The organism is Holdemanella porci (assembly GCF_019052655.1).
Taxonomy (GTDB): domain Bacteria; phylum Bacillota_I; class Bacilli_A; order Erysipelotrichales; family Erysipelotrichaceae; genus Holdemanella; species Holdemanella hominis.
In genome coordinates this window covers 1-11,577 of the sequence record NZ_JAHQVB010000062.1, presented here as the reverse complement: position 1 = coordinate 11,577, position 11,577 = coordinate 1, and the positions used below count along the sequence as shown (strand labels likewise).

At 35.1% G+C, this 11,577-nt stretch carries 12 protein-coding genes and 1 other annotated feature; of the genes, 3 read left to right on the top strand and 9 right to left on the bottom strand.

The annotated features are described in order from the left end of the window. Nucleotides 1-119: 119 nt before the first annotated feature. From KTQ83_RS09780 to hypB, 7 genes are all read right to left on the bottom strand, one after another. Entirely contained in the window at nucleotides 120-854 is a 735-nt protein-coding gene (locus KTQ83_RS09780; RefSeq protein ID WP_117925701.1) for an amino acid ABC transporter ATP-binding protein, read from the bottom strand. Then, a complete protein-coding gene (locus KTQ83_RS09775) occupies nucleotides 847-2,376 on the bottom strand; it encodes an ABC transporter substrate-binding protein/permease (protein WP_117925703.1) in 1,530 nt (509 codons plus the stop codon). The genes KTQ83_RS09780 and KTQ83_RS09775 overlap by 8 nt, the downstream gene beginning before the upstream one ends. Nucleotides 2,377-2,418: 42 nt before the next feature. Then, nucleotides 2,419-2,627: a binding site (T-box leader), on the bottom strand. 50 nt (nucleotides 2,628-2,677) lie between these two features. Beyond that, complete coding sequence (locus KTQ83_RS12350) at nucleotides 2,678-2,959, bottom strand: hypothetical protein (protein WP_244975836.1); 282 nt, start codon at nucleotides 2,957-2,959, stop codon at nucleotides 2,678-2,680. Next, entirely contained in the window at nucleotides 2,947-3,609 is a 663-nt protein-coding gene (locus tag KTQ83_RS09770; RefSeq protein WP_244975835.1) for an Rpn family recombination-promoting nuclease/putative transposase, read from the bottom strand. The genes KTQ83_RS12350 and KTQ83_RS09770 overlap by 13 nt, the downstream gene beginning before the upstream one ends. Nucleotides 3,610-3,692: 83 nt before the next feature. Next, entirely contained in the window at nucleotides 3,693-4,037 is a 345-nt protein-coding gene (locus tag KTQ83_RS09765) for a hydrogenase maturation nickel metallochaperone HypA (RefSeq protein WP_117925700.1), read from the bottom strand. 1 nt (nucleotide 4,038) lies between these two features. Beyond that, nucleotides 4,039-6,720, bottom strand: a complete 2,682-nt coding sequence (locus KTQ83_RS09760; protein WP_217256696.1) for an FAD-dependent oxidoreductase — start codon at nucleotides 6,718-6,720, stop codon at nucleotides 4,039-4,041. Nucleotide 6,721: 1 nt separating this feature from the next. Next, nucleotides 6,722-7,384, bottom strand: a complete 663-nt coding sequence (gene hypB, locus KTQ83_RS09755; RefSeq protein ID WP_217256695.1) for a hydrogenase nickel incorporation protein HypB — start codon at nucleotides 7,382-7,384, stop codon at nucleotides 6,722-6,724. A 111-nt stretch (nucleotides 7,385-7,495) separates the two neighbouring features. Here hypB and KTQ83_RS09750 point away from each other — a divergent pair, with 111 nt between their 5' ends. Together KTQ83_RS09750 and KTQ83_RS09745 are read left to right on the top strand one after the other, a co-directional pair. Then, on the top strand, nucleotides 7,496-8,278 hold the full coding sequence (locus KTQ83_RS09750) for a nitrilase-related carbon-nitrogen hydrolase (RefSeq protein ID WP_186998464.1): 783 nt from the start codon (nucleotides 7,496-7,498) through the stop codon (nucleotides 8,276-8,278). Further along, a complete protein-coding gene (locus KTQ83_RS09745; RefSeq protein ID WP_186998465.1) occupies nucleotides 8,275-9,243 on the top strand; it encodes a P1 family peptidase in 969 nt (322 codons plus the stop codon). The genes KTQ83_RS09750 and KTQ83_RS09745 overlap by 4 nt, the downstream gene beginning before the upstream one ends. Before the next feature lie 96 nt (nucleotides 9,244-9,339). Here KTQ83_RS09745 and KTQ83_RS09740 read toward each other — a convergent pair whose 3' ends face one another. Next, nucleotides 9,340-10,035: an ATP-binding protein gene (locus tag KTQ83_RS09740; protein WP_217256694.1), complete on the bottom strand. Its 696-nt coding sequence runs from the start codon at nucleotides 10,033-10,035 to the stop codon at nucleotides 9,340-9,342. An 84-nt stretch (nucleotides 10,036-10,119) separates the two neighbouring features. Here KTQ83_RS09740 and KTQ83_RS09735 point away from each other — a divergent pair, with 84 nt between their 5' ends. Continuing rightward, nucleotides 10,120-10,674, top strand: coding sequence for a Crp/Fnr family transcriptional regulator (locus tag KTQ83_RS09735; protein WP_186998467.1), 555 nt, complete (start codon nucleotides 10,120-10,122; stop codon nucleotides 10,672-10,674). Here KTQ83_RS09735 and KTQ83_RS09730 read toward each other — a convergent pair. Then, entirely contained in the window at nucleotides 10,667-11,458 is a 792-nt protein-coding gene (locus KTQ83_RS09730; protein WP_217256693.1) for a histidinol-phosphatase, read from the bottom strand. The two genes, KTQ83_RS09735 and KTQ83_RS09730, sit on opposite strands and share 8 nt — an antisense overlap. Nucleotides 11,459-11,577 lie beyond the last annotated feature (119 nt).

Genomic DNA, 11,577 nt, shown 5'->3' with positions numbered 1-11,577 from the left:
TGTTACGAGTATCTTGTACTTTATTGTCTCTAAAATAAAACAGTTGATAATCGGTAATTGATTATCAACTATAAGCACGACTGCCTGTCGTACAGAAAAGCTTGAGCATGTGCCCAAGCTTATAGTACTTGCGATAAAAATTTGATAGTTCTTGGATTTTGTGGATGTTCAAAGATATCTTCTGGAGTTCCTTGTTCTTGAATAATACCTTCATCCATAAATAATACGCGATCACTTGTTTCACGAGCAAATCCCATTTCGTGTGTTACGATCACAATTGTCATTCCTTGATCCGCCAATTCTTTAATGACTTCTAGTACACCTTTTACCATTTCTGGATCTAATGCACTTGTTGGTTCGTCACATAAAATTACATCTGGATGCATAGCTAGAGCACGAACAATAGCTAGACGCTGTTTTTGTCCACCAGATAATTTTCTTGGATATTCATCCTTCTTATCTTCCAAGCCTACTTTTTTAAGCAATTCAATTGCTTCTTTTTCAGCTTGGGCCTTTGGTGTTTTAAGTTCTAGAATTGGTGTGATGGTAATATTTTCTAAAACTGTTAAATGTGGAAATACATTAAAGTGTTGGAAGATCATTCCAATCTTTTTACGATGTGTATCAATATCAACATTTTCAGCTGCAATATCTATACCTTCGAAAATAATTTGTCCACTAGATGGTTTTTCTAATAAGTTAAGACAACGTAAGAAAGTAGATTTTCCTGAACCACTAGGTCCAATAATACTAACAACTTCTCCTTGATGGATTGTTTGATCAATTCCTTTTAATACTTCAAGATCTCCAAAATTTTTATGTAAGTCTTTTACAACAATTAGTTCCTTAGTCACTGACACTCAACTTCCCTTCCATATATTTAATTAATTTTGATAATGAATATGTAACAATAAAGTAGATCAAACCAACAATTACTAATGGTTCAATGGATTTATAAGTAGCCGATTTAATAACACTGTTAACAGTCATTAATTCTCCAATATAGAATGTACTTGCCAAAGATGTTTCCTTGATCATCATAACGAATTCATTACCTAAGGCAGGCAAGATATTCTTGATAGCTTGAGGAATAATGATTTTAGTCATCATATGTACATTTGACATACCAAGTGATTTAGCCGCTTCTCTTTGCCCTTTATCCACAGATTGAATACCTGAACGAATAATTTCAGCCACATATGCACTTGAATTAATGACAAGGGCAATAATCACACTAACGATCATTGGCATATTTCCATTTGTCAAATAAGAGAAAATATTGATGAACAACCATAATTGTAGTAATAGTGGTGTTCCACGAATCAATTCTACATATACACCCGCAATCGCTTGTACGATTTTATTCTTTGATAGTTTTACTAGGGCAAATAATCCACCAATAATTGTACCAAAAATAACAGTAATAGCAGCAAGTCCTAAAGTGATTCCTAAACCTTTTAATAATTGTGGCCAGCAATATTGAACAATTTGAACACATGTTCCAAAGAATCCAGTCGCTGTTAAAGTAAATTGTTCACTACTCTGTTTCTTAGCCGCTTTATACCACTCTTCATATAAACCTTTTTTATTGACTTCCTTTAAAATTTTATTGACCTCTTTCATCAATCTCTTTTCACCTAAAGGAGCACCTACACGATTACCTGCATAATCTTGATCAATATTGAATAATTCATCTAACTTCGCAAGTTCAGAGTTCTTTTCAATATATTCATCAGCTGTACCTTCAGAGCATGCAACAGCTTGTACCGTACCATTCTTTAATAGGGCAACACCATCATCAATACTTGAAATGGATTGTAGTTTTGCGTCCGGAATTTGATCTTCTGTATATTGCTGCTGGATTGATCCTTGTTGAGCAGCCACCTTTAAGCCAGTTAGATCAGTTAACTTCTTATATTTATCTGCATCTTTTTTTGCGATAATAACAGCCTGCCCACCAGTATCCTCTGTCATATTGTATCCAATAGACATTTCCATCTGTTGCGCACGTGCTGGTGTATAAGCCAATCCAGTAATTGCTAAATCAATTTCTTCAGTTTGAAGATTTGCCAAAACTGTATCAAAACTTGCGGCTTTGATTGTTAATTTAACACCCATCTTTTTCGCAATATATTTTGCTAATTCAATATCAGAACCTACATATTGCGCTTGTCCTGTTTTTGTTGAGTCAATAAATTCATTAGGTGGAAAATCAGGAGATGTACCTACAATCAATTCTCCTCTTTCTTGAATCTTGTCTAATAAATCGCCTGTTGTTGATGTATCTGTTTCATCGGCAAATGCAGGCATAACACTAGACATCATGATCATAAAACTTACTAAAAATGCCGAAATTAATTTAAATCCTTTTTTCATATCTACCATTCCCTTCTAATAAAAAAAAGCCGTCCTTGAATATACAAGGACGACTATAAAATCGCGGTACCACCTTATTTCCTGCACTAATGTACAAGCCCTTAACTCATAACGGGAGTATCCGAAGCTTCCTCAATCTTCGAAAGCTTAGCTCTAAGACACGTTCACCCTGTGCTTACTGTTCCATTTCCACCATCAGGAACTCACTATCAGCAGCATCCACGACTACTTCTTCTTTTCATTGCCTTTACAAAGGATGGCTTTATTATAAACAAACATTTTTTTAAATGCAACAGAAAATTTATGATTTTATCAACACCTGAATTTCATCCACATTTAGTGAACAATATTCAGAAATTTGGTCAAGACTAAAACCATCTTCATACATCTTACGAACCATTTGTTTCACTTGTTTATTTGCTTCTTCTACTTTCTTGTCAGCTTCTTGGCTTAATTTATTCGCTTCTTGTAATGCCTTTTTTGCTTCTTCTTGTGCTTTATGAGCCTCTTCAAGTTCAAGTTGTCGTTCCATTCGCTCTTCATTTTCATGTAGTTTTCTAAAATCTTCTATTATTTTTTCCAACCATCATCCGATATGGTTTCTACACGCTTCTCTAACATTTGAATCACCCCATCACTTTCTATCATGACCTTAATTTTACTATCATCCATTCCCTTGTGGCAATTCAAAAAGTAATAAATCATCTTTTCCTGTTCATTCATTTCTTTAAGCGGCTTGTTTACATCCAACTTTGCCATTTCAACCGTTCGTATCTTCATACGATCTTCTGTTTCTTTCACAAAAGATAAGCCATCCTCATTTTTCAATGTGAATGTGTTACACATTCTATTATTATCAATTAAATTCACATTAAATAACACTAAGACAATTGTTTCCTTTAACTCTCCATAATATTTTCCTTCCAATTCTTGAGAACTATGAAGTCTAGCCAAATAATAACTAAAGCGAATCGGCAGATGATCTTGAGTTTGTCTTAACTGCATTTCTAAATCCACCATCGTTCGATCATCAAATTCAACCAACAAATCCAATCTTGGATTTTTCATTTTACTATAGTATTTTACCAATTCTGAATTTTTAACAACCACATGATGGACTTTCCTTTCTAAAAATACCGTAAGTAATGATTTTAAGGCATCATTAGCCTCTTTACAATCTTCGCCAAAAACATACTTGAAGGCGAAATCATTTAATAAATTTGCACTATGCATGAGCACCTCAATTCTAGTAGGCATTTCCTACATACTCATATACGCAAAAAAAAACTTTTTCTAAAAAAAGCGCCTTTCGACGCTTATTCGGCTTCAATCTCCTTAATGAGACACTCATTACCTTGAAAAAGAACTGTATGTTCACTCTTACAATATGGACACTCTCTTCCATATTGAATCGTATCATATGTTTTTTCACATTCATCGCAAATCGTAATGGCTTCAATCCATTCATATTCTAGTGTTGAGTTTTCAATTAAAGGAACTTTTTTCTTATAATATTTCCAACAATCCACTAAATACTCAGGAACAATTCCGCTTACTTTTCCTATCTGCAAAGTCACTCTACGAATATCTGTAATATTATTTTCTTGTGCAAGTTCTTCCAATGTTTTTGAAATATGTACAACAATTCCTAATTCATGCATACTATTTCTTCTTATTGTGAATAATCTTGATTTGGCGTTTAGCTGCATACGGCAAGATAGCTTTCATCTTATCTTCCGCCTTAACCATTCTTGCGCCATCTTTGATATCACGCGTTAAGTGGATCGCATCAAATCCGCATTTTGTCGTACACAAACCACAACCAATGCACTTATTGGTATCCACAATACTTGCACCACATCCAAGACATCGATTGGCTTCAATCTTAACTTGTTCTTCTGTAAATGTTGAACGTAAATCTCTAAAGGATTTTTCACCCAACCCCTTTTTAATACCAGGTATCTGTCGTTTGGCATGATCAAAATCAATATCAATTAATGCGTTATTCTTATCAAATTCATTAAATAAATGTAAGTCTCTTCCAATTGTTAGAGAATGCCCCTTATGAACAAAACGATGCATAGATTCAGCTGCTTCTTTACCATGACTAATCGCATCAATCGCAAATTTTGGACCTGTATACACATCACCGCCAACAAATACATCTTCAACAGATGTTTGTAGTGTTGTACCATCTGCTTTGATTGTTCCATTTGTATTTACTTCTACATCCAATCCTTGAATTGGAATAATACTTTGTCCAATTGAAAGTAATACATGACTACATTGTATAGTTTCCAAAACACTTTCATCATAGCTTGGATTAAATCTTCCTGTTTTATCCTTTACACTTACACATTGTTTAAATACAATTGAATCTTCTAAGATTTCCTTTGGACCCCATCCACAATGAAGAAGAATTCCCTCTTCTTTTGCCTCTTGTACTTCCTCAAAACTTGCCGGCATTTCAGCTTCTTGTTCCAAAGAATATAAATGTACCTTTTCAGCCCCACTTCTTAAAGCTGCACGAGCTACATCTATCGCAACATTTCCACCACCAACGACAACCACATCGCCAGAAATTAGATTTGGATTTTCTGTTTTATTCACCTTACGCAAGAAATCAATTCCAGATTCAACCATCGCATTATCTTCTCCTGGAATATTTAATTTTCTTGATCCTTGAGCACCAATGGCCACATAGAATGCTTCATATCCCTCATTTCTTAAATCATCCAACGAAATGTCTTTACCTACTTCTATGCCACACTTGAACTCAATACCCATAGCTTTTAACACTTCAATTTCAGCTTCAATCACAGACTTCTCTAATCTAAAAGAAGAAATACCATATGCCAACATACCGCCTGGTTTTTCTTCCTTTTCGAATATTGTGACAGGATAGCCCATTATTCTTAAATAATAAGCGGCACTCATACCAGCAGGACCTGCGCCAATAATGGCCATCTTATTTGTGAAAAATTTTCCTTCGACATTTTCACATAAAGGAATATAACGCTTATCTTCATAAAGTTCTTGTTCGGCAATAAACTTCTTGATTTCATCAATAGCCAAAGGCTCATCAATCAATCCACGCGTACACTGTTGTTCACACCTTCTATTACAAATAGCTCCACATACGGCTGGAAATGGATTAAAGTCTTTAATTAACTTTAATGCATCCAAATAGCGACCTTCTTTCGCCATCTTAATATAGCCTTGAACCGGTAAATGTGCAGGGCATGCACTCTTACAAGGTGATGTTCCAGTTTCATAACAGTTGACTTTAGCTGTATCTCTAAAATTCCAGTTCCACTTTTCAGGGCCCCACTTTACATCATCAGGAAGTTCCTGTTTAGGATACGATACAGGTCCAGCTTTTGTACAAAGTTTTTGACCCAATTTTGCCGCTCCTACAGGACAAATTTCCACACACTTTCCACACGCAACACACTTTTCACTATCCACATGAGCCCTATAAGCACTTGCCGACATATTTGGGGTATTAAACAATTGACTCGTTCTTAATGCATTACATACGCCATGTGCACAGTTACATATCGCAAAAATCTTATCTTCTCCATCAATATTGGTAATCTGATGAACATAACCTTTTCTTTCGCAACGTTCTAAAGTCTCAATAACCTCTTCATACGTACAATAATGTCCACCCTTGTTTGTCTGTACAACATAATCTGCCATATCACCTACCGCAATACAAACATCCGCTTCAACATCACCAGTTCCTTCACCTCTAACACGTTGTTGTCTTCTACATGAACATGGAGAAAGTGCGTATTTATCGTATTTATTCAACCAATGCGAAATCTTTTCTACACTTACCGCTTGCTGATTTGCATGAATCGCCTTTTCCACAGGAATAACATGCATACCAATACCCGCTCCTCCAGGTGGAACCATTGACATTACCTTTTCAAGTGGTAATCGCGTCATCTTTTCAAAGAAATCCGCAACAATTGGATGTTCTTCCACAAGATCTTTATTCATAACCATAAATTCAGCTGCTCCAGGAACAAATTGAGGAAGCACAAACTGTTTATGATGATCCTCATTTTCCCAGTTGTATTCAATCATTCCAATGTCGCATACTTCATTTAATACACGATTTACTCTTCCCGCTGGCCATCCACTTCTTTTCACTACTTCTTCAAAAGAAAGTGGTTTACGCACTTCAAAACACAAACATAAATCGCATTGTTCATCATTTAAGATTTCATTTAAACACTCATATTCAGGGTCTGTTTGGGATAATTTTTTTACTTTAGCTGGAATACGATCCGTGATACGCCTTGCCAGTTTATCAATATTATCTCGATATGTCATATTATTCCTTCCAGGCCTTTACTTCATTTTCAAGCCACTTACACCAGTCATCAATTCCCTCACCCGTTTTTGCGCACACCTCAAAAATTTTCGCATTTGGATTACGATACAAAATATTCTCTTTACATTTTTCTACATCAAAATCAAAGTATGGCAATACATCCACTTTATTAATTAAAACCACATCACACACTTGAAACATCAATGGATATTTTAAAGGTTTGTCATCTCCTTCTGGAACACTTAAGATAGCTATATTTTTAGTGGATCCCGTATCAAATTCAGCAGGACATACTAAATTTCCTACATTTTCAAGTACAGCCAAATCTAAATCTTCCATACCCATTTCATGCAATCCTTGACGAGTCATATCTGCGTCTAAATGACACATACCACCTGTATGTAGTTGAATCGTGCGTATGCCATATTCACTGATGGTTTTGGCATCTACATCACTATCAATATCCGCTTCCATAATACCAATTCTCATTGTATCTTTTAGTCTTTCTAACGTTCTAGATAGAGTTGTTGTCTTCCCTGCTCCAGGACTTGACATAACATTCAATAAGAACACACCTTTATCTTTACATTCTTCTCTTAATTTGTTCGCATCTTTATTATTATCTTCAAATACACTTTGTTTTACTTCTATAATTTTATACATGATACAAACCTCCTAAAATCATTGTAAACGATCTCAAACCAGTAGTAAATAAACACATGTTAGTCTTTGCACACCTTGAAAAGTAGTCACTTTTCGCCTATCATAATCTATATGAAGATCTGTATGTACCAAATGTCTGTTTCAATGGATAACCAACAAAATATAGCTAAACTAAAAAATATTCCAGACTGTGATATTTTAGTTCTTTGTGAAATGTGGAATTGTCCCTATCATAATGATGCACTTAAAACAGCGTATTTGCGTCATGATGAAAGTTTGATGGCTTTAAAAAAACTAGCTAAATCGCATAGGATATGGATTGTGGCTGGTTCCATTTGTGCTGATAAATACAATCGCTGTTACATATTAAATTGTGATGGCGACATTGTTTGTTCGTATGATAAAACACATCTTTTTGAATTTCATAATCGACAGGATTATTGCGAAAATGAAGTGTTTGTACCAGGAAATCACCTACAATGTTTTGATACGCCATGGGGAAGATGTGGCATTTTATTATGTTACGACATTCGCTTTCCAGAAGTGTCTAGGATTCTAGCTCAAAATGGAGCACAAATTCTATTTTGTCCGGCTGCCTTTAATGAGCAGGCTACAAAGAAACATTGGAAGCTATTTACTCAAACACGCGCCTTAGAAAATGAAGTCTTTTTGTGTGGGGTTGCCCCAGCTAAGTACACGTATAAAAACTATACTTCAGGAGGCCACTCTATTCTTGTGGATGGTTTTGGCAATGTTGTAGTGGAGTTGGGTGAAGAAGAAGCATACAAAGTTGTAGATATCGATTTAAACGACATTGAAAAAGTAAGAAAAAGGATGCCTTATTGGAAGGTACGTAGAAATGATTTATATGAATTAAAGGAGATCAAAAAATGAAGACAATTCAAATCAATGAGATCGAAGGATTTCAAATTGGTAGTGCACAAGATATAGAAAATGCGACTGGCTGTACAGTCATCTTATGTAAAGAAGGAGCCACAGCTGGTGTAGATGTACGTGGTGGTGGTCCAGCCACTCGTGAAACAGATTTATTAAATCCAAAGAACATGGTTCAAAAGATTCATGCGGTTACATTATCAGGTGGTAGTGCTTTTGGTTTAGAATCAAGTAGTGGTGTTATGCAATATTTGAGCGAACACGAAATTGGTTTTGACATGAAAAATATCTATATTCCAATCGTATGTGAAGCTTGTCTATTTGATTGTGGTGTAGGTAATTCTAAAGCGTATCCAAACAAACAAATGGGTTATGATGCTTGTATGGAAGCTGAAAAAAATGATCCAAAACAAGGAAATGTAGGTGCAGGAACAGGGGCTAGTGTTGGTAAATTCTTTGGCCCTCAATATGCGATGAAGGCAGGACTTGGATTTTCAGCCCTACAAATGGGTCCATTAAAAGTAGGAGCTATTGTAGCTGTGAATGCGTGTGGTGATATTTTCTATCCAAATTCAGACAAACCAATTGCAGGTATCTACGATAAAAACACAAACACAAGATTGTTTAGTGAAGATGAAATCTTAAAGGCAGCTGAAAAGATGATCAATTCTTGTGGTATGAATACGACAATTGGTTGTATCATCACAAATGCGGATTTAAATAAAGCACAAATGAATAAGATTGCGAGTATGGCGCATAATGGATATGCAAGATGTATCCGTCCAGTCCACACTTCAAGTGATGGAGATACTATTTTTGCGATGACATCGAATAAAGTTCCTGCAGAACAAGATCTAGTTGGAATCATGGCCGTAAAAGCAATGGAACAAGCTATTGTCAATGCAGGTACACTTGCAGATAGTGCTTATGGTCTAGCTAGCTATAAAGAAATCACAAAGGAATAATCATTGAAGTATCACTACGGTGATACTTTTTTGTTTAACGTGTCAGAAAATGACAAAAGTGCAGTATCTGTAACGTTAACTGCACTTTTTTAAGGTTTAATCTAAAATTTTTCCATCAATTGAAATGGTTACGACTTGCCAAGGAATGAACTTTTTACTTTCCTGCAAAGCTTTCTTAACCGCATTTTCAAGTCCACCACAACAAGGTACTTCCATACGAACAATGGTTACACTTTCAATCGAATTCATACGAATAATATCACAAAGCTTTTCTGAATAATCCACACCATCAAGTTTTGGACATCCTATTAGAGTCACTTTATTTTTCATAAATTCCTGATGGAAATTGGCATAGGCATAAGCAGTACAATCCGCAGCTATTAAAAGCTTAGCATGTTGAAAGAATGGTGCGTTGATAGGTGCTAGCTTAATTTGAACAGGCCAAGATGTTAGTTGACTTGATACATCAATCGATGGACTTGATACAACTGGATTCAGTGTATGCATCATAGACCCAGGACATCCTGAATGCATGGTGCCCGATTCTTGCATGCGCTTTTCCATGTTCTTTTTTACCGCCTCTTCATCATAAGCTAGAGTATCTTTTTCAATAAATGAAATAGCACCTGTAGGACATGTTGGTAAACAATCCCCTAGTCCATCACAATAATCATCACGCATTAATTTCGCTTTTCCATTCACTAAGCCAATGGCTCCTTCATGACAGGCATCCACACAGATACCGCATCCTGTACATTTATCTTCATCAATTTGAATTATTTTTCTTAACATAGAATCATCCTCATTTCTTATGAACTTATTTTAGTGTATAATACATTAAATTTATGTTGTTTAAACCACGAAAGGGAGATATTTATGGATTTACAATTAAAAAAATACAAGAAAAATGAAATTATTTATCATATAGAAGATATTCCTCAAGCCATTGGCATTGTCAAAGAAGGAAGTGTTGTCATAGAAACTGTAGACTTTTTAGGCAATGTTTCCCTATTGTCACGTATAGGTCCCAATCAAATGTTTGCGGAAAGCTATGCCCTAACCAAAACACCTATGTATGTATATGTAAGAGCCATCGAGGATTGTACGATTCAATTTTTAGATGTTCAAGCCTTAGAAAAATCCCCAGAATTAAAGAATCAAATGATTCAAATACTTTCAAATAAAAACAAGATGTTGTCACAACACATATTCCATATTTCCAACAAAACCATTCGCAATAAAGTGTTGTCATACTTATCGTTTATGAAACTAGAAACACAAAATTCTACCTTTAAGATTCCGCTTGATCGTCAACAGATGGCTGACTATTTAAACGTAGAACGAAGTGCCTTATCAAAAGAGCTTTCCAAAATGAAAAGTGAAGGTCTAATTGATTATCACAAGAACACCTTCACTGTCTACTCTATTTAATTTTAACTGGTACAAAACCATCATTGGTTAATATCTGTAGTTCTTTAAATCCACAAGATTGAATCAAGTCTAAGCTAGATTCAAAAGCACAATCCAAATAGTTCTTATCATGACAATCACTGTTTAGACAAATACGCGCATTCTTTGTGTATAAATATTCCAATATATTCTTAGATGGATATGGTGTTTTACGATAGCCTCTGGCGATAGCTCCTGTATTCACTTCAAAAATCTTATCGTTGATCAACAATCGGTCAATGCAATCGCAAACAATATTCATATAGTCTTTATCATTAAATTGAAAATAAGACTCGTCCTCATTATATTTGGTAATCAAATCCAAATGTCCAATGATATCCACTTCTTGCCAATCATACATATTCGATAAGTCTGAATAGTAGTCTTTACACATCTTTTTATAGTCACCAGAATAGGATTCAAATAAAGAATCAAATACAGGCTTTGAATAATCCACAGCAGTCTCACCTAAAAAGTGTTTACTTCCAATCACATATTCAAATGGAGCTTTTTCAGCAATTCTTCCTAACATATCTTCTTCAATGCCTAAATGGATTTGAATAGATGAAGAATATTTCAATTTAATTCTCTCAACCTCTGAAATATATCCTGAAGTATCTCGCATGGAACTTGTATCCACGTCCAAATATCCATGACCTGAAAACCCAAGAATGTCAAAGCCCTTTGAGATGGCTTCTAAAGTCATTTCTTCAATCGTATCTTTTCCATCACAAAAGATGGAGTGCGTATGTAGATTCTGTTTCATGATAATTTCTCCAACCAGGCTTTACAACCCTCATTAATATCATTATAAGCTTTTTCAAAATCATTGGTACTACGTCAAGAAAAAGGACTCATAAAATAGATAAATTTTAAATTCTAATG